Genomic DNA, 18,713 nt, shown 5'->3' with positions numbered 1-18,713 from the left:
GGCCGTGGAAATTATCATGCTGTGGTTCAAAAATTTGATGGTTTACCGTCTCAGCCGCGACGTTTCGCTGCGTGCAGAAGAGATGGAAAAACAGTTAGCCGCTTACTCCTTTACCCCTTGCGGTAGCCAGGATATGGCAAAAACCGGCTGGGTTCCGCCAATGGGTTCTCAAAGCGATGCGCTGACCCACGCCAGCAGCACGGGGCAAATCATCGTTTGCGCCCGCAAAGAAGAGAAGATCCTGCCGACGCCTGTGGTGAAGCAGGCGCTCGAAGCGAAGATCTTCAAGCTGGAAGCTGAACAGGGCCGTAAGCTTAAAAAAACCGAAAAAGATTCACTGAAGGATGAAGTGCTGCACTCGCTGCTGCCGCGCGCCTTTAGCCGCTTTAGCCAGACCATGATGTGGATCGACACCGTGAACGGGCTGATCATGGTCGACTGCGCCAGCGCCAAAAAAGCGGAAGATACGCTGGCGCTGCTGCGTAAGAGCCTTGGCTCATTACCGGTGGTACCGCTGGCACTGGAGACGCCGATTGAGCTGACCCTGACTGAGTGGGTGCGCAGCGGGACTGCCGCGCAGGGCTTCCAGATCCTTGATGAAGCAGAGCTGAAAGCGCTGCTGGAAGATGGCGGCGTGATCCGCGCGAAGAAACAGGATCTGGTGAGCGACGAGATCGCCGTGCACATTGAAGCGGGCAAAGTGGTGACCAAACTGGCACTCGACTGGCAGCAGCGCATTCAGTTTGTGATGTGTGATGACGGCTCCGTGAAGCGCCTTAAATTCTGCGATGAACTGCGCGATCAGAACGAAGATATCGACCGCGAAGATTATGCTCAGCGCTTTGACGCAGACTTTATCCTGATGACCGGCGAGCTGGCGGCGCTGATCCAGAACCTGGTGGAAGGTCTCGGCGGCGAAGCGCAGCGCTGACAGGCAAAACGTAGGCCGGGTAAGCGAATGCGCCACCCGGCATGCTTTTATTTCAGATAGCGGCACAGATAAGAGGTTGGCTCTGCAACCTGCAAATGGAACTCGCTGTGGCCCGGCACGTTGAAGACCTGCCCGGCACTGTAGACTTTCCACTCCGTTTCACCCGGCAGCAGGACGTTCAGAGCGCCGCTGACCACCGTCATCTCTTCCGCTTCTGCGGTGCCAAAGGTGTATTCCCCTTCCGCCATGACGCCGACACTGGCGCGGCCAGTGCTGCTGCTGGTAAAACCAATGGATTTCACTTTACCGGAAAAGTATTCGTTACTTTGAAGCATGAACTGGCCCTTATATTTATAGAGAAAAATCCACTATAGGGGCCATGCTCATGACCTGTCACGCAAAATCATTACACCAGCAATTCTGACGCCAGACGCGCCATCAGGACGTTAGAGAGCAGCACCGGAACATCCAGCGCCTTTTGCAGTAAATCACGATGCCGTTGATGGAAGCCCAGGCAGTCGAGCATCAGGACATCCGCCCCTCTGTCGATCAACTCCTGCCCGGCCGCAATTAGCTTCGCTTCGCTGTCCCAGAACGGGTTAGCCAGCGCGTACAGCGGGGTGTGCTCCAGCGCGGCCCACTTCACCGTCTGGTTATCCAGCAGTTCTTCTACGGGAACGATAACGCCCACCTGATGACCATCAACAATTGACGCCACCAGCGGGGGGATAATCCGCATCGGTTCGAGCAGAATGGCATTACGCGCGCTGAGTCCTTTAACGGGTGCTGTGCTCATCAGCAAAATGACGTCATAGTCCTGATTGTCGAGCACTTCGATCACACCCTGTAGCGCGCGCTCAATTTTCTGGCGTGACACGTGCGCCAGTTTACCGTCACTGAGTAACGTTGCCAGGGGATCTTCCCCCTCCCCGACTGCGTAGTCTTCCATGACCTCTTCCCGACTCAGCTTCCCTAACAGACTGAGATGCGTAATTTGTTGTTCAGAGACATGCTCGGTTAAGAGCGGTAATACTTCGCTTACAGGGACCACACCAATCGTGAGGATCGCCAACGTCGCCTTCATTTTGATCGCCTTCCGTTACTACCACTACTGCCACACAGGTACAGGCTCACTACGCTGCACTGTTCATTTATTCAACAAAACAGCACCAAGCGTAGCAGGGGATCTCTACACCGTAATGTAAAGATCGACTGGCCTTTCCAAATCTACCTGTAATAACTAAATATTAACTGCTGCTTAACATCAGCGATAAGTTAAAAGTGTGATTCAGGCACGGTTGTAACGAATTCGGATTCTTGTCAGGACTTCTCGGGATCCTCATAGCGCCGTTTCGCATCCAGCGCTTCCTGTTCGGTTTCATGTTCGCTGATCAGCGAATCAGGTTTAGGGTGATCGGCACGCAGCTGGTACCAGGTTACGGTCCGATCGCTATTACCTTTTTCAACGGTAACGATGCGGGCTTCACGTGGATAGGGAGGTCTGGTTGGCATAGCTCATCCTTTTTTTATGTCTGAGCTATGAGTATAGACGGCTGTCAGCTGGCGCAAGCCAAACGCAGGGCGGTAATAATCTGAATCGCAACTTTCTCGGGTGACGCTGACGCATCCACAACGTGGTGTGCCGCCTCGCGGTACAGTGCATCGCGTTCGGCGAGGACCTCGCTGACCTCTTCACTCAGCGGTTTCGCGGTCAGCGCCGGGCGCTGCCCTTCTTCCGGAAACGCCTCCAGCCGCCCCACCAGCGTAGAAACCGGTGCACAGAGGTAGATTACGACACCCTTTTCGCGCATAAACTGGCGGTTATACGGCGCCAGAATAATGCCTCCACCGGTCGCAATCACGGTTGACGGCGCGGTCACCGCTTCCAGCGTGGCCGTTTCGCGCGCACGAAAGCTCTCCCACCCCTCATTCTCCACGATATCGGCGATGGTCTTACCGGCATTCTCCTGGAGCCAGTGGTCAGTATCGATAAACTGACTCTGGCACAGACGCGCCAGCTCCAGACCAACGGTGGTTTTCCCACAGCCGCGAGGGCCAACTAAAAAGATGGGTGGGTTCATAACCAGGTGTTCCCCTTGCTGCCGGATAACTGAAGGCTGTAAAGAAATGATTGCAGAAGATGTTGCGCTAACTTTACTGCAAAGCGGTACGGAATGACAAGCCTGTGGAAGCCACACTGTACCACAAAACAGCCCGGAGGTGGGCTACGCCGGGCGGCGCTTCACTTCCAGCAGCCATTTATCCAGCTCGGCGGCAAACTGCTGGCGATCGCGCTGCGACAGGCTGTCCGGCCCACCGGTTTGCACGCCGCTGGAACGCAGGGTATCCATAAAATCACGCATGGTGAGCTTCTCCCGGATCGTTGCCGGCGAATAGCGTTCTCCGCGCGGGTTAAGCGCCGCGGCCCCCTTCGCCAGCACGTCGGCAGCCAGCGGGATATCCGCGGTGATCACCAGATCTCCTGCGTCACACAGGCGTACTATCTCATTATCTGCCACGTCGAACCCGGCCGGCACGCGCAGAGAACGAATGAACCTGGAGGGCGGCACGCGGATATTCTGGTTCGCCACCAGCGTCATCGGCATCTGCACCCGCTCGGCGGCGCGGAATAAAATCTCTTTAATCACATTCGGACACGCGTCCGCATCAACCCAAATCGCCATAGTGTCTCCCCATTATGATTCTGGCGACTATTGTCGCCTGCATTTCGTTGTTAAGCTATCAATGAGAGATAACAACGCATAATAACGGAGATACGTGATGGATAAGAAAATCGGGTTTATCGGCTGCGGAAACATGGGTAAAGCTATCCTCGGTGGACTGATAGCCAGCGGCCAGGTGCTGCCGGGGCAGATTTGGGTCTATACCCCATCCCCGGATAAAGTCGCGGCGCTGCGTGATGAGTATGGTATCAACGCCGCCGAAAGCGCGCAGGAAGTGGCTCAGGTGGCGGACATTGTCTTTGGCGCCGTTAAGCCGAATATCATGATTAAAGTCCTGAGCGAGATCACCTCCAGCCTGAACAAAGAGAGCCTGGTGGTGTCGATTGCCGCAGGCGTGACCCTCGACCAGCTCGCCCGCGCGCTGGGGCACGACCGTAAGATTGTTCGCGCCATGCCAAACACCCCGTCGCTGGTAAATGCCGGTATGACCTCCGTTACCCCAAACGCGCTGGTTACTTCTGAAGAGGTGGCGGATGTATTGAACATTTTCCGCTGCTTCGGCGAAGCGGAAGTGATTGCCGAACCGATGATCCACCCGGTTGTCGGCGTGAGCGGTTCTGCCCCGGCGTATGTCTTTATGTTTATCGAAGCCATGGCCGATGCCGCCGTACTTGGCGGTATGCCGCGCGCGCAGGCCTACAAATTTGCGGCGCAGGCGGTGATGGGCTCGGCCAAAATGGTGCTGGAAACGGGTAAACATCCGGGCGAACTGAAAGATATGGTGTGCTCGCCGGGTGGCACAACCATTGAAGCCGTGCGCGTGCTGGAAGAGCGCGGGTTCCGCTCCGCCGTGATCGAGGCGATGGAAAAATGCATGGAAAAATCAGAGAAGCTGAGTAAGTCCTGATGCGTAACGCCGGGCGTCAGGCGGCCACTTCGGTGCGACCCCGTCCGGCATTTTTGGCTTTATAGAGGGCCACGTCCGCGGCCTTTAGCCATTCACGATAGTGCGTGAACTGCGCCCCCCAGGGGGCAACCCCAACGCTGATACACAACCTCGCCATAGGTGCTCCGTGTAGCGGCATGTTGACCAGCCTTTCATGGACGCGCGCCATCGCCGCAATCGCATTGTCGGCAGGCGTGCCGGACATGATCACCGCAAATTCATCTCCCCCGAAGCGGCCAATATAATCGCCTGCGCGCAGGGTCAGCTGAAGCTGGCGCGTGATGGCGACAATCGCTTCATCCCCCACGTCATGCCCCCAGGTGTCGTTGATCGTCTTGAAGTGATCGATATCGATGAGCAGTATCGTCGCCTGTCGATGGCTGCGACGGCAGGCCTCAAATTCGTTACGCAGCAACGTTTCCCAGTGACGGCGATTGAACACGCCGGTCATTCCGTCGCGGGTACTCATCAGCTCAAGCCGACGCTTATGCTCTGCCAGCCGGATCGCCGTGCGGTGGCTGAGCCAGGCAAACAGCATGGGGTAGACCACCAGCACGGGGAGCGTCAGCCACAACGCCAGCGGTTCAGAGGTCAATAGCACAGGAGTACCCGTGGATTGCACGGTGAGCAGGGCAGACAGAGCAAGCAGCGCAAGTCCTGTCAGAAATAAGCGGCATCCCCCCGATCCCATCATGTTCATGCCGATCATCACGATCAGCGCCGCCGTTGGCAGCGCATTGAACCCTATTAAGCCCATCCAGACGCCAGCAATGATGGCATCGATTTTCAGATTAACGATTTCACCGCTGTGGGGGCAGGTCGAACGAAAAGCCAGCTGCCAGGCCAGATGGGGCCAGACAAAGACCCAGCCCACCAATAGCAACCACCAGACGCCAGAAAGAAGCTGACTCACCAGAACGCTGGCAAGCGGAACAAACAGCGCCGCCAGACCAACGATGCGTGCCAGCCGTATTCGCCAGGCAAATCGCAGACCGGAACGGTATGAGTCATCCTGAGAAAGCTGCTGATACCACGCTTCCCGAATGTTCTCGTGATTGTCATAAAACTCATCATTCATCATTTTTGGGAATATTCTGAAACATTTTCCCAAATTATAGAGAGGGGGATAGCGGGGAAAGTATGAAATTTTGGGTGAGCCACAGCCGTGGCTCACCCGTTAGCACTACGCCTGTTTTTTCAGGCACGCGCTCATAAACTTGCTGCGATCGTCGCCTTTCAGCATCTGCTGTGTCGCCTGGGCATTGCACTCGCGCATTTTTTGCTGCTGCGGGGTCAGGCTTTTTTCACCCGGTTTGGTCGTACCATTTTTAAGGCAGCCGCTCATATACGTTTTACGGGCATCCCCTTTCAGACTTTGCGAGGTCGCCTGTTGGTTACAGGTCGTCATGCGCTGCTGCTGGGGCGTTAACGTTTTCTCTTCCGCATGTGCTGAGGCGATCAGACACAGGCCAGAGAGCAGGGTAACCAGTATTGTTGTTTTCATTGCACCATCCTTTATGTGAAGTTCCACGTTAAGTCTGGTTCGTTACGGGAAAAAAACCACCCTGCGGCCATGATTTTCACCGTGATCCAGGGTTATTTCAGTCCCGTCGCAGCGCGTTTATTATTAACCGGTTTCGCAGGAACGGAGGAGGTAATTACGAGCGAGTTTAATGCGGTGAAAAGTGTGCTCTGCTTCATTTTAATTTCCCCATGGTAACAGGGTAAAAATAAAAACAGAGCGACGCCAGGCATCCTGCATGACAATTCTGTGACACGTCATTTCACCTCTGGCCGGTTAACTGCGAGGATGCCTTAAAAGCTTCTTTACGTATTGCTGAAGCAGCTCCGCGTCCTCTGCAGGCACCTGTGAATCAGGGCGAGCTTTTTCCAGCGCGCCTTCAACGTTGTCGATCAACGCCTCCTGCTCTGGTTTTGCCATCTGTCGCAGCAGCGCCGTTACAACGATTTCCAGCGCCTCGACCTGGGCAACCAGCTCTTTCGACTCTTCTTCCTTTTGGGCAAGCTTAACCAACAACTCAGCAATGAGATTTTTCATGGTGCTATGTCCTTATGTGATTTCCCCTGAAATTAACACCCTCACTGAATAATGAAAAGCATGGATTGGTTTTATCTTATGCAAAAGTGACATTGCTGCCAAAAAAGATATTTCGGAGCGCAAGCGAAACGTTTTTCTAAAAGACAGAAGCCGCATTTCGTTATATAAAAATGCGGCCATCATAAGAATTAATAATATATTATCGTGTTTACCTGGCTGACTTTGCCTCAGCGATTCGCCGGCGACGGCGCAAGGCAAAGGCCAGTTGAATAATATTAAGAAGCACCACCACCGCCGTCGCGGCAAATACCCAGCGGAAACCCGCCATCGCCGAGACCGAGGCGCCAATAAGCGGGCCCGCTACGTTGCCTAAATACATGAACGACTGGTTGTAGCCAAAAATGCGGCCGGTTACCTGGTCACTGGAATATTTCACCAGCAGCGTCTGTACAGCGGGCAGCATTGCACCATCCGCGAAGCCAAGCAGGAAGCGCAACACCCCGAGCTGAAGCGGTGTCGTGACGAACGACATGGCAAAGAAAAGGATCACCGCAATGATGAGCGTTGCCATCAGAATGCGTGCCGTACCGATCCTGTCGCCCAGTTTCCCCAGACGCGGAGCGGACATCAGCGCCGACACGCCCGGCACGGCGGCAATCATCCCGCTCAGAAAAGCAATGTTGCTGCTGTCCGGTGCCATCGACTTGATAAACAGCGCCAGAATCGGTCCCACCGAGCCGTTACAGAGCTGGATCACCATCGTTGTCACAAAAAGGCTAATCATCAGGCCAGGATAAGGTAGCGAGGCGAAAACCGCCTTTCCGCTCAGGCGTTCTGATTTGCTGACGACAGGCCGACCGCCCTCTTTAATCAGAAAAAGGGTGACCAGAAAGCTGACCGTTAGCAGGATGGCGGTAATGATAAAGACCGCGCGCAGCCCAACATGGTCAGCCAGGAAGCCGCCGAGCAGGGGGCCGCCAATTACACCGCTAATCTGGGCCGTGGAAAGCGTGCTGAGTGCCCAGCCGCTCCGCTCGCGCGGTACCTGTGAGGCCACCAGCGCCATGGCATTCGGAATGTACCCGGAGGTCAGCCCCATTATCGCCCGCAGAATAAACAGCTGCCAGACGTTGGTGGCGAAGGCCTGGAGCAAAATGGCTATCGCCATCCCCAGCGAGGCGCGGAGCAGCATCAACTTGCGCCCCTTGCGATCCGCAAGGCTGCCCCACATCGGTGACACAATGGCGGACACCAGAAACGTCACGCTGAACGTCAGGCCGGACCACATAGAGAGCGCTTCATGGGAAGTGACCCCCAGCTGCGACACGTAAAGCGGCAGGAAGGGCAATATCTGGCTGATAGCCAGTCCGGTGAAGAAGCAGCCGAACCAGACTGAAATGAGGTTAACTTTCCAGGATTCCATAACAGAAATAGTCTTCATTTTTAGGCGAATTCGCCGACAGATTAGCAAGTTACGCGCAATGACATAGCGCCAGAGATGCGGCCTTGCAGACTTTGGTGTTTTATCTTCCCAGTCATCATATTTGTGAGATAAGTCACAATCTATCCAATTTTCGGCGGAAGATTATGCTTCATCGACATAAGCCATAGCCGCGCATTCCCAGATGGAAATGGTTGGCATGGGCGGCATTGTAGTCCGGCCCCAGACCGTTACCGTAATAGCCGCAACTTGCCGACAGCAGCGCCTGTAGCCAGGGCTGCGTCTTTTCCGCTTTCCAGCCGTTGAGGACGGTAACACGCTGTCCGTTTGCCAGCCTGAAAGCGCTGATATCCAGCGCATCCGCCGTGGCATGTTCGCTGCGCCGCGCATCCGGGCGGCTGTAGATATTGCGGCAGGCGAAGCTGCCCAGATGTTCAATACGCGTAAGCTCGCTGCCGGTCCAGGTTTTGGTGAGCGGCCGGGCCTGCTGGCTGACAAACAGCGCCGAGCTTAACGCCAGCGGGCAACTGGCAATAAAGCTGCCGTTGAGGCTGACCGGGCCAAAATCGCGCACGCGCACCACGTTACTCAGCGGACACTCACCGGCGCTGTCAGCGACCGCCTGGGTACGGATAAGCTGGCGTTGATTCGCCTGCGCTAACAGGTTTTCGCACGCCTGCGGCGTTAAGCGCCGGAGTTTAAACTGGGTTATTTTTCCAGGCGGATCGTCAAGCGTAAGCGGCACGAAAGGGTTGTAATGCGGCGGCAACCAGCGGTAGCCCACCGTGGCGATCCCGGCAATAACAATAAGAATAAGCAGACCTTTTCCTTTCACGCGCCCCCCTTCAACATCCCTCAAAACATTATGGCAGAAGGCCGCGAAACCCGCCGGGCATCGTGGTATGTTATTGGCTTTTCGTCAGACTGGAAGAGAGTGAGATGGCAAAGCAGCGCGTAGGTATTGTCTTTGGGGGAAAATCATCAGAGCACGAGGTGTCATTGCAATCGGCTAAAAATATCGTTGATGCGATTGATAAAAGCCGTTTTGACGTGGTGCTGCTGGGCATTGATAAACAGGGCCAATGGCATGTTAACGATGCCAGCCAGTATCTGTTACACGCTGATGATCCGGCGCGCATCGCCCTTAATCCTTCTGATATCAGCGTCGCAACGGTTCCAGGCGTGGCACAGGGACAGCTTATCGATGCCGGGAACGCGCAGGCGCTGGCACAGATTGACGTGGTGTTCCCTATCGTTCACGGCACGCTGGGCGAAGACGGCTCCCTGCAAGGCATGTTGCGGATGGCGAACCTGCCGTTTGTCGGCTCCGATGTGCTGGGTTCTGCCGCCTGCATGGATAAAGACGTCACTAAACGTCTGCTGCGCGACGCCGGTCTGAATATTGCCCCGTTCGTCACGCTCACTCGCGCCAACCGCGATAAACACAGCTTCGCGCAGATCCAGGCGCAACTCGGCCTGCCGCTGTTCGTGAAACCGGCGAATCAGGGCTCGTCCGTCGGCGTCAGCAAAGTCACCAGCGAAGCACAGTTTAACGATGCCGTTCGTCTGGCCTTTGAGTTTGACCACAAGGTGGTGGTTGAGCAGGGAATTAACGGGCGCGAAATTGAGTGCGCCGTACTGGGTAACGACTTCCCGCAGGCGAGTACCTGTGGTGAAGTGGTGCTGAATAGCGACTTCTACTCCTACGACACCAAATATATTGACGACAAAGGTGCCCAGGTTGTGGTTCCCGCCGCGCTCGATCCTGACGTTAACGACAAGATCCGGGCGATCGCCGTTGAAGCCTATCAGGCGCTGGGATGCAGTGGTATGGCGCGCGTCGATGTGTTTCTGACGGCGGATAACGAGGTGGTGATTAACGAAATCAACACCCTGCCGGGCTTTACCAATATCAGCATGTACCCGAAATTGTGGCAGGCCAGCGGAATAAGCTATCCAGAACTGATCACCCGCCTGATTGAACTGGCGCTGGAGCGTCACGCCGCTGACAGCGCCCTGAAAAGCTCTGTTAACTGACGGTTAGTCGGCTTTCTCTGCCGTCGTCTCATCGGGACGACGGCGGATAATGAATCCCGCCAGCCAGAAACTGATTACCCAGGTCACCAGCCCAACCGCATAGGTTTGCCAGCCCTTCGCTTCAAATCCCAGCAGCCCGACAACACCGTTGAGTATAAAGATCAGCCCGATCGCAAAGGCGTAGTAATGCCAGTCACGGCGTAGTTTGGAAGTGAGCTTCATGACAACTCCGGCAGAAAAAAAACTATCCTCTCACAGTTTGATAAAGCCGTCTGTGGCGGATACGTAAATTCTGAAAAGCAGCGTAGTTTCACTTATGTTATCAATTTGTGACGTGATGCAGAAATCGACAATCCAGGAGAAATCCTGAGCCGAATTTCCCACGATTCTGATATTGACAAATGCTATGACCTGTCACACTCACCCTGTACGACGCGTATTAAAACAGAGTGATATTTTCGGGAGGTCTTATGGCAGACTTTACATTGTCGAAACCGATTTTTGGCGGAAAACAACCAAAAACCTCCACGGCGGGGAATATTGCCTATGCCCTGTTTGTTCTGTTTTGTTTCTGGGCAGGAACCCAACTGCTGAACATGCTGGTGCATGCCCCTGGCGTGTATGAGCATCTGATGCAGGTGCAGGATACCGGCCGCCCGCGCGTTGAAATCGGTTTAGGCGTGAGCACCGTATTCGGGCTCATTCCCTTCCTCGCGGGCAGCATGGTTCTGGGCGTGATTGCGCTCGTGCTGCGCTGGCGCAACCGCCACTGATTACAGTCCCATACAGCGAGCCCGACGATCGTCCACGCGTTTTGCGAACCATGCGGTCGTCAGGTTACGCGTGATCTTCGGGCTTTCAAGCTGAATGCCTGGCAGAATGGCTCTGGGTAGTGCCTTTCCACTTTTCTTCTCTGCAAGCGCGAAAACCTGCTTATACAGATCCGTTTTCTCAAACGCCAGGCTGTCACCCTTCTCCAGCTGTCGGCGAATGTCACTGTTGCTCATCTCCAGCTTCGTCGAAAGTTTTCGCACTGCCCGTTCGGTGGACCCTGCCTCGCTGCTGCCGTAAGCAATGAGATCGCCATCCAAAGCGAGCTTCACACCGCTGGCTCGGATTACCGCATTCTGGAAGGCTGCATTTCGGCTGGCATATCAGCCCGCATTAAAGTCGGCAAAGCGATACAGCGGTTTATCGTAGCTGGCCGGATAATTCAGCAGGTGATACGTCCCAAACCACAGCCCACCGCGCAGGGAGAAGACTTCCTGACGCACCGTACCGTCGATATCCCACGGATAGCCGTCGGTATGCTTTTCCGCAAATGCGATGCTTACCTGCATCGGACCGCCGGTATGTACCGGATTCAGCGAGCCAAACAGCTTCTGCCCCATCGGCACCATATTGATGAAATCATCGAAAATGGCGCTGAGCTGCCTCTCGGTTTTCACCGTATCCAGCCGTTCGCTGTAGCTTTTACCGTTTGGCGAGGTGATTTTAAGGGCGGTATGTACCAGGAAAACCGGGATATGCATCGATTCGGCCCGGCGGTCGATCTCCTTCCAGGCGATTTTGTTCAGGCCAGGCACAACAGGATCTGACTGATACATCGATTCCTGCTGCGCCACCGCCAGCACCGAGCAGATGTTCTCCTCGGTAGGCGCGATCTTCTGACTTTTGAAGGTCGTTGCCAGCGCATCAGCCCACTCACTGCGATCCTTTACGCTGGCGGGCATTTTTTGCCGCACCACGCTCGCCACATCAACGGGCTTCTCCCCTTCTTTGAGCGGGGTAGCCCCTTTCTCGGCACAGCCCGCCAGCACGACGGCGGCGAGTAACGTCAGCGGTAATGCACGTGGTACGGCAAATGGCATAGCAATTCCTTTTTAACCTAATGTATGGGTGACTTCCTGCAAATCCTTATCGTCCAGCTCACGCTCGAAACTGCGTAAACGTTTGTAGATGGACATCAGCTCCACCAGCGTAGTCCAGGAGCTAATCAGGTACTGGAACGAACCGCGAACCTGACCAAAAACGTTGGTGATCTGGGTCATCAGACCGAGTGTAATCGTACCCGCAACGATGGACGGGAACAGCAGGAACAACCCGAAAACGTTATCAACCTGAAGATAAAGGATGCGCGCGATATTGAAATACATGTAATGGAAATAGAGGCGGAAGTAATTACGACGTACGGCGCCAAACAGCTCACGCACGGTAGGCGGTGACGCACGGTTGGGATCGTCTTCACCATACACCAGCTCTTTACGGTAGGCCGCTTCCACGCGCTGGTTTTTAAATTCCAGCCCCGGCAGCTTGATCCCCACCACTGCCAGCAGTCCCGTTCCCATCAGCGACCAGACAATCGCGGCAATGACCAGGCCGTACGGCAGATGGCCGACAATCGGCAGTTCCGGAACGTGGGATGAGAGCGTCACCAGCACCGGCAGGAAGGCGATCAGCGTCATGATGGCATTAATAAAGCTCACGCCCATATCTTCGAGTGTAGAGGCAAAACGCATGGTGTCTTCCTGCACACGCTGTGCGGCACCTTCGATATGACGCAGGTGCTGCCAGTGCGCCATATAGTGTTCGTTCATCGCGGTACGCCAGCGGAACACATAGTGACTGACGAAAAAGTTATTCATCACGCCGATCACCACGGCGATGAGGGCGATGCCGAGGAAGATCCCCACCTCATGGTAGAACTGGTTAATGGTCACTTTATGCGGCGAACTCAGCGCCGTCTGGATCAGATCGTAAAACGGCGCATACCAGGCGTTGACCGCCACGCCCACTTCCACCAGGAACCAGGTGACAAAGATGATTAACGACGTGCCGAGAATCGACCAGTATTGCCAGCGGTGAGGCGAATAGATAAACCAGAACATGGCAAAAAGCCCCACGCAGAGCATGTAATAGGCGTAGAAAAGCAGATAGCTCATGGACCAGAAGCGCGCAGCGCTAATGGGAATGTCGCCCGTTGCCCCCGTAAGACGGGTCAGCCACGCGCCGCCACCGGCCTGCCAGAAAATGACAGCCAGCAGTGCCCAAATAAATGCCGACAGGAAAAAGGGCCCCGGCTTTGGGAAAAAAGACTTAAACATTGTGCTTCCTTCTTGTTGTTATGGCTGTTGCTGTGTTTAACATATCGCCACACGAAACCTTGCCTGGGCCAGCCTCCCGGCTCAGGCAAAAAAGTCAGACCTGCGGGTGAATTATTAGTTCGCTTTCCAGTTTTCAAGAATTGTTTCGGTGCGTTTCACCGAAGGCGGGTTGGCAGGGGCGATGAAGTTACGCCAGACATCGTTATAGTGCGCGATCAGAACCTGGGCATCGGCCGCTGGACGATTGGCCGTGGTGTGGGCATCCTCCGCAACCGTGATGTGGTAGCCCCGGCTGACACCGTTTTTAAAGGTGGCATCGACACAATAATCCGTCGCGCAGCCGCAGATAATAAATTCATCGATCTCCTGTTCGCGCAACAGTGCCTCGAGCGAAGTGTTATAGAAGGCATCGCAAGCGGTCTTCGTGACGTAAAACGCCCCTGCCGGCTGGTTGAGATCGGGCAGCAATGCAAACCCTTCGCTCCCCTCCTCTAGCCCGCCAGCTTCAGTATGCTGTATGAAAATAACGGCCTCAGCAGCCTGGGTAAGCTGATTGATCAGTGAGACACATTTCTCACTCTGATGGCGCGGCGTCTTAAACACCCCATTCTGCATATCAACCACCAAAACCACACGCTTTTCAGACATACCGTTCTCCGCAATAATGAATGTAACTGGTGACTATCATAAGCCCGATGTCACAAAATGGGAGTCTGGCCGTAAGTAAATTGTGCAAATTTACCCACGGTTACGTTTTTCTCGCTATCGTTATGCAAATCGGACGATTGCCCGACGCCGATTAGTAGTATAACTACCCGTAACTCTCCTTATTCACTGGATGGATGCTTTTCGTTGAAACGTTGTCTGCTCTCTTTCGCCGCGCTGTGTGCGGTGAGCCTGTCCACCGCCCAGGCAGCACAGCCTCTGACGGCACCGGTTCTGGCCTCTGACATTGCCGATCGCTATGCGAACCTTATTTATTACGGCAGTGGTGCGACGGGAATGGCGCTGGTCGTGATCGACGGTAACCAGCGGGTGTTTCGCAGCTTCGGTGAAACACGACCGGGAAATAACGTTCGCCCGCAGCTGGATTCCGTTATCCGTGTCGCGTCGATAACCAAGCTGATGACCAGCGAAATGCTGGTGAAATTGCTCGATCAGGGCGTGGTAAAACTCGACGATCCACTTAGCAAATATGCGCCACCCGGCGCTCGCGTTCCGACATATCAGGGAACGCCGATCAGGCTGGTGAACCTGGCGACCCATACCAGCGCCCTGCCGCGAGAACAGCCCGGTGGCGCTGCGCATCGCCCTGTCTTTGTCTGGCCAACTCGCGAACAACGCTGGAATTACCTGAGCACCGCAACGCTGAAATCGGCTCCGGGTTCTCAGGCTGGCTATTCTAACCTGGCGTTTGATCTGCTGGCCGACGCGTTAGCAACGGCATCAGGTAAGCCTTACCCTCAGCTGTTTGAAGAGCAAATCACGCGTCCGCTCGGGATGAAAGATACTACTTACACCCCCTCCCCGGACCAGTGCAAGCGTCTGATGGTGGCGGAAAAAGGGGCCAGCCCGTGTAATAACACGCTGGCAGCCATTGGCAGCGGTGGGGTTTACTCTACACCTGGCGACATGATGCGCTGGATGCAACAGTTCCTCTCATCGGATTTTTACGCGCGCAGTAATCAGGCCGACCGAATGCAGACGCTCATCTACCAGCGTGCTCAGTTACGTCGCGTCATCGGTATGGATGTTCCCGGTAAAGCCGATGCCCTCGGCATGGGCTGGGTATATATGGCGCCAAAAGATGGTCGCCCGGGTATTATTCAAAAAACCGGTGGGGGTGGCGGATTCATCACCTACATGGCGATGATTCCGCAATCAAACGTGGGCGCTTTTGTGGTGGTCACCCGGTCACCGAACACCCGCTTCGTGAATATGAGTGATGGCGTAAATAACCTTGTAGCCGAGCTGAGCGCCAATAAAGCGCAGGTACTTACGGCCGCTAACTGAGCTTAATAGTCCGTGGGCAAACGGTTGATACTGATCAGTTTGCCCCGGCTCATATTGATGTAGTTCCCCTGACGCAGCGCCGCCAGAACCTCCGCAACCACCGAACGTGATATACGCGTGCTACGCTGAATATGATTCATCACACCAATTTTTGAGCGTAGCGTGTCATCCCACTCGGCCATATTGATTAGCATCGCCCGAATTTGGCTATACGAATTATTTCCGACCAGCTGGATATCACGTTTTCCCAGTAAATGATTTAGCCATGAAAGCCAGCAGAATGCTTCTTGCCAGAGTTGCGCTTCTTGAATAATTTCGCATGCAGTAGAGGCTGGCAAATAAAATCCGGTACAAGGTGTTTGTGCCATCAGGGAATATTCAAGATAGCTGTCATTAATCCATGCACTTAATCCATGAATATAGGGTGCCCGTGCAATACCCACGAGTAATTCATCTGATTTACGGTGAACGACTGTCAGGCCGGATTGTATTACAAATGTCAATGGTTCATCATCATTATTGCCGGTAGTTATAAATTGTTGTGGTTCCGTTTTAAATGGGGTACCGGCGACTTCCAGACACTTTATGAGCCGGCTTAATTCAGAAAGTGGTTTCGCATTAACGTTCATGCATACCTCAAGTCATCTGTATATGTCGGTTCTTTATTATTTTTAAAGCACATAAAAAAGCGGGGGCAAAATCCCCCGCGTTTTTTTCTTACCAGGTATATTTCACACCCAGGTTTGCTCCCCAGTTCTGGTCAACGTCGCCGCCGCCCAGATAAGTCGCATCAGTGTAAGCACTGAAGTTTTTCGTGAAGCTGAACTGAGTGCCCAGTCCCACGCGAACCGCAGAGCCTTCCACGCCGTTGTCAATGCTGTCATTGTTGATATCAGCATTGTTGTCGGCATCGTCATACACGTAAGCCAGCTTGAAGTAAGGGGTTAATGCCTGCTCGCCACCGTAGTTGAAGGTATAACCTGCATCCACGCCGAGCTCATAACGCATACTGTCGTAAGACTGGCCATCGATACGCATGTCGTTGCTTAACTGATAGTCATCACCGGACTGGAACAGGCCAGAGATCGCCGCGTAAGGCGTGACGTAGCCAGACAGGTTTGGTTTCCAGTCATAGCCCAGTTTCATCCCGAAACCAACGGCGTCAGTCGTGGTATTACCGTCAACATACTGACCGTTGCTCATGGTAGCAGAGAGGTCGTTGTTGAAGCGGGTGTAGCTCATGGAGCTGTCGAGGAAGATGTCGTTCATGAACTTCGCCGACGCGTAGATCATCGCAGTCTGGCTGTCCTGATCGACCTGACCAGTACGATCGCTGATATCACCCTTCGCGAAACCAGCCGCACCACCGACAATCCACTTCGCGTTATTACCGTCGATCTGAGTATCCAGACCCACCATAATGCCGCTTACGTCCTGATCGTAGCTAACGGTGCCATTATCCGCGTCAAAGTTGCCGCCAAAATAGCTCACCCATGCGCCGCCGTTATCTGCCAGGCCATGACGGCTGTTGGTCAGACGGGTACCCACGGTATCCTGTTGCAGATTCCAGATGTTGGTATTAGCAGAAGGAATGCTCAGCGCCATGTTGGCGTAGTCAGTCAGCTCTTCCTGCTGGAGAACAACGGTGTCACCCTTCTGCTGCGCCTGATAGGTGTATGCACCTAAATCAGCTTTGTTTGCCGCAGTAAAGCTGGCAGCGGTATCCGCGTTATTGTCATAGACGCGAATGATCTCTTTGTTTTTGTAGTCAGCTACGGAGCCTGCACCGGTCGCATCGTCGATGCGCACTTTATAGTTACCGGCAACGTCACCGTTCACCGCCAGATGGCCGTCAGAGTTCAGCGCGACAACACCATAGTCGTAGTCCGCTTTATGGCTATCGTTGGTGATATAGCGTGCGTTGTTCAGGTCGCTGTTCAGCACATAATCGCGGCTGGCAACGTTGAGCACACCGCCATCAGTCAGCACCATATTGTGCGTATCAACCTGACCCAGACCCAGCGCCAGCTCTGCACCGTTGTCTACAGTAATGGTGTTGGCATACAGTTCTGCCGTCTCTTCAGTCAGTGCCGCACGGCTGTAGCTATCCAGATACAGACTGTCGGTTGCCACGGCACCGCTGTCGCCAATATTCAAGGTTGAAGCATTGGTCAGGGTGATGGAATCTGCCAGCAGGCCGGAGTTTTCAACATTGACCTGAGACTGGTTGTTCACCGTCAGTGCATCGATGTTGGAGATCTTGCGGGTATCCCACTCGGAACCGTTATCCAGCGCCACGTTGAACAGGCCGCTCTGATACACCTCTTCACCGGTAACGTGACCGTTGCTGTCAAAGGTAGAATCAGGCCAGATGCTATTCGGGGACAATGCGTGCCAGTCTACGTTGCTGTAGCCCTGGCCATACATCTGCGCAGTGCCGATAGCTTCAACGCTGGACTGCGCTGCACCCACCCACTTACTGCCGTTGGTCAGCGTGACATCCAGTTTATCGGTACCATCCCAGCCGTTGGTGGTTGGGTTATAGACGCCATCTTCTGTGGTATCCGTTGCCGGATCGCCATTCTCGTAGAAGTTGTTATCAAAGGTGCTGGAGAAAAGAATGTCACCCGTAACGGTAGAGTGATCGAAGGTAGCGGTGGTCTGCATGGCGTTATCAGACGCACTGGCAGCAACGATCAGCGCCGCATCATCCGCAGCCGTGGCGTTGGTTTCACCGTAGTCGCTTGGCTTCGCCGTTTGACCGTAGAAGCCGCTGGTACCCAGATCGCTGTATGCGCCAGAGGTCAGCACAGAGTCTTTCACCACCAGCGTATCGGTAAAGATATTGCTGCTGTTAGCAACGCCTTCAACACCGTCGTATGGCGTGTTATCAAGCTCCTGATAACCCTGCGTCAGCGTGATGCCCGCGATGTGGGAATTGTTCTGAATAACGATATCAGACTCAACATCCAGGGTGATGGCGTTACCCAGACCATAGGTGTCCAGATAATGCGTTTCAGTGGTATCGCCATTAACGACATCATACGCATAATGCTCGTAGGTATCGTTGATGGTGGAGTTATCAACAGTCAGGCTAAAACGATCGTACTGGGTATGCGTGGTGCCGTCAGTATCCACGCCTTCTGCACACGTCGTGGTCATACACTCTGACGTGATCATGCCGTTAATGGTGCTGTTAGAAATACTCAACGCGTTCGCACGGCCATTGACACCATCATCCAGATAGTATGTCGAAATAACTCCGTTTACGGTTGATTTATTGATGACTGGATAAATGTCACCATCATGTGTGGCATCTGAATAATCCCAGTCAGCATAACCATAATACCAGGGCGTGGACGCAGTATTGTCATATCCAAAAGTATTATATGTCGTGCCGGATATATCTTTCGCATTGGCCTGAGAAGCGATAGCCAGTGTGCAGGCTAATGCAAGTTGTGATACAACCAGTTTCTTTTTCCATGTTTGCATTGGGTC

General features: G+C 54.2%; 20 protein-coding genes and 1 pseudogene. 5 read left to right on the top strand and 16 right to left on the bottom strand.

Annotated elements, in window-relative coordinates; genetic code table 11:
* Window positions 1–16: 16 nt before the first annotated feature.
* Entirely contained in the window at window positions 17–931 is a 915-nt protein-coding gene (rdgC, locus tag ACQG1K_RS04780; protein WP_006809928.1) for a recombination-associated protein RdgC, read from the top strand.
* 47 nt (window positions 932–978) lie between these two features.
* On the opposite strand, the gene ppnP is transcribed toward rdgC, so the two are convergent.
* The 5 genes from ppnP to ACQG1K_RS04755 form a co-directional block, all read right to left on the bottom strand.
* A complete protein-coding gene (gene ppnP / locus ACQG1K_RS04775) occupies window positions 979–1,266 on the bottom strand; it encodes a pyrimidine/purine nucleoside phosphorylase (protein WP_003859131.1) in 288 nt (95 codons plus the stop codon).
* 71 nt (window positions 1,267–1,337) lie between these two features.
* Window positions 1,338–2,015: an AroM family protein gene (locus tag ACQG1K_RS04770; protein ID WP_003859133.1), complete on the bottom strand. Its 678-nt coding sequence runs from the start codon at window positions 2,013–2,015 to the stop codon at window positions 1,338–1,340.
* Window positions 2,016–2,251: 236 nt separating this feature from the next.
* Window positions 2,252–2,443: a protein YaiA gene (gene yaiA, locus ACQG1K_RS04765; RefSeq protein WP_023299429.1), complete on the bottom strand. Its 192-nt coding sequence runs from the start codon at window positions 2,441–2,443 to the stop codon at window positions 2,252–2,254.
* Window positions 2,444–2,487: 44 nt separating this feature from the next.
* Entirely contained in the window at window positions 2,488–3,012 is a 525-nt protein-coding gene (gene aroL / locus ACQG1K_RS04760; RefSeq protein ID WP_023299428.1) for a shikimate kinase AroL, read from the bottom strand.
* Between the two features lie 144 nt (window positions 3,013–3,156).
* Entirely contained in the window at window positions 3,157–3,615 is a 459-nt protein-coding gene (locus ACQG1K_RS04755) for a YaiI/YqxD family protein (RefSeq protein ID WP_022647211.1), read from the bottom strand.
* 97 nt (window positions 3,616–3,712) lie between these two features.
* Between ACQG1K_RS04755 and proC the strand changes: the two genes are divergently transcribed.
* Complete coding sequence (gene proC, locus ACQG1K_RS04750) at window positions 3,713–4,522, top strand: pyrroline-5-carboxylate reductase (RefSeq protein WP_038415461.1); 810 nt, start codon at window positions 3,713–3,715, stop codon at window positions 4,520–4,522.
* Between the two features lie 16 nt (window positions 4,523–4,538).
* Here proC and adrA read toward each other — a convergent pair whose 3' ends face one another.
* The 5 genes from adrA to ACQG1K_RS04725 form a co-directional block, all read right to left on the bottom strand.
* Window positions 4,539–5,642: a diguanylate cyclase AdrA gene (gene adrA, locus ACQG1K_RS04745; protein WP_048966048.1), complete on the bottom strand. Its 1,104-nt coding sequence runs from the start codon at window positions 5,640–5,642 to the stop codon at window positions 4,539–4,541.
* 102 nt (window positions 5,643–5,744) lie between these two features.
* A complete protein-coding gene (gene psiF / locus ACQG1K_RS04740; protein WP_023299425.1) occupies window positions 5,745–6,065 on the bottom strand; it encodes a phosphate starvation-inducible protein PsiF in 321 nt (106 codons plus the stop codon).
* A gap of 294 nt (window positions 6,066–6,359) precedes the next feature.
* Window positions 6,360–6,620: an anti-adapter protein IraP gene (iraP, locus tag ACQG1K_RS04735; RefSeq protein WP_003859148.1), complete on the bottom strand. Its 261-nt coding sequence runs from the start codon at window positions 6,618–6,620 to the stop codon at window positions 6,360–6,362.
* 208 nt (window positions 6,621–6,828) lie between these two features.
* The gene (locus tag ACQG1K_RS04730; RefSeq protein ID WP_046620581.1) at window positions 6,829–8,043 is read right to left on the bottom strand and encodes a multidrug efflux MFS transporter; all 1,215 of its coding nucleotides are present in this window, start codon (window positions 8,041–8,043) and stop codon (window positions 6,829–6,831) included.
* A 169-nt stretch (window positions 8,044–8,212) separates the two neighbouring features.
* Complete coding sequence (locus ACQG1K_RS04725) at window positions 8,213–8,896, bottom strand: extensin family protein (RefSeq protein WP_023299422.1); 684 nt, start codon at window positions 8,894–8,896, stop codon at window positions 8,213–8,215.
* A 104-nt stretch (window positions 8,897–9,000) separates the two neighbouring features.
* On the opposite strand from ACQG1K_RS04725, the gene ddlA reads away from it, so the two are divergent.
* Window positions 9,001–10,098, top strand: coding sequence for a D-alanine--D-alanine ligase (ddlA, locus tag ACQG1K_RS04720; protein ID WP_022647205.1), 1,098 nt, complete (start codon window positions 9,001–9,003; stop codon window positions 10,096–10,098).
* 3 nt (window positions 10,099–10,101) lie between these two features.
* Here the strand turns inward: ddlA and ACQG1K_RS04715 are convergent, their stop codons facing one another.
* Window positions 10,102–10,320, bottom strand: coding sequence for a DUF2754 domain-containing protein (locus ACQG1K_RS04715; protein WP_022647204.1), 219 nt, complete (start codon window positions 10,318–10,320; stop codon window positions 10,102–10,104).
* Window positions 10,321–10,568: 248 nt separating this feature from the next.
* Between ACQG1K_RS04715 and ACQG1K_RS04710 the strand changes: the two genes are divergently transcribed.
* Window positions 10,569–10,871, top strand: coding sequence for a DUF2755 family protein (locus ACQG1K_RS04710; protein ID WP_003859159.1), 303 nt, complete (start codon window positions 10,569–10,571; stop codon window positions 10,869–10,871).
* Here the strand turns inward: ACQG1K_RS04710 and ACQG1K_RS04705 are convergent.
* The 3 genes and pseudogenes from ACQG1K_RS04705 to ACQG1K_RS04695 form a co-directional block, all read right to left on the bottom strand.
* A pseudogene (locus tag ACQG1K_RS04705) lies at window positions 10,872–11,969 on the bottom strand (DUF1615 domain-containing protein).
* Between the two features lie 12 nt (window positions 11,970–11,981).
* Window positions 11,982–13,202 carry a peptide antibiotic transporter SbmA gene (sbmA, locus tag ACQG1K_RS04700; protein WP_022647202.1) on the bottom strand — a complete coding sequence of 407 codons (1,221 nt, stop codon included), beginning with the start codon at window positions 13,200–13,202 and terminating at the stop codon, window positions 11,982–11,984.
* Window positions 13,203–13,316: 114 nt separating this feature from the next.
* The gene (locus ACQG1K_RS04695; RefSeq protein ID WP_023305557.1) at window positions 13,317–13,850 is read right to left on the bottom strand and encodes an isochorismatase family protein; all 534 of its coding nucleotides are present in this window, start codon (window positions 13,848–13,850) and stop codon (window positions 13,317–13,319) included.
* A 204-nt stretch (window positions 13,851–14,054) separates the two neighbouring features.
* Here ACQG1K_RS04695 and ampH point away from each other — a divergent pair, with 204 nt between their 5' ends.
* The gene (gene ampH, locus ACQG1K_RS04690) at window positions 14,055–15,215 is read left to right on the top strand and encodes a D-alanyl-D-alanine-carboxypeptidase/endopeptidase AmpH (protein WP_022647200.1); all 1,161 of its coding nucleotides are present in this window, start codon (window positions 14,055–14,057) and stop codon (window positions 15,213–15,215) included.
* 2 nt (window positions 15,216–15,217) lie between these two features.
* Here ampH and ACQG1K_RS04685 read toward each other — a convergent pair whose 3' ends face one another.
* The gene (locus tag ACQG1K_RS04685) at window positions 15,218–15,844 is read right to left on the bottom strand and encodes a helix-turn-helix domain-containing protein (protein WP_022647199.1); all 627 of its coding nucleotides are present in this window, start codon (window positions 15,842–15,844) and stop codon (window positions 15,218–15,220) included.
* A gap of 88 nt (window positions 15,845–15,932) precedes the next feature.
* Window positions 15,933–18,707, bottom strand: a complete 2,775-nt coding sequence (locus ACQG1K_RS04680; RefSeq protein ID WP_046620589.1) for an autotransporter outer membrane beta-barrel domain-containing protein — start codon at window positions 18,705–18,707, stop codon at window positions 15,933–15,935.
* Window positions 18,708–18,713 lie beyond the last annotated feature (6 nt).

Origin of the sequence: Enterobacter cloacae complex sp. 402C9 (assembly GCF_050030745.1) — a bacterium.
Lineage (GTDB): Bacteria > Pseudomonadota > Gammaproteobacteria > Enterobacterales > Enterobacteriaceae > Enterobacter > Enterobacter intestinihominis.
Note: the sequence above shows the minus strand (reverse complement) of the source record. Positions and strands in the feature narration are given on the sequence as shown.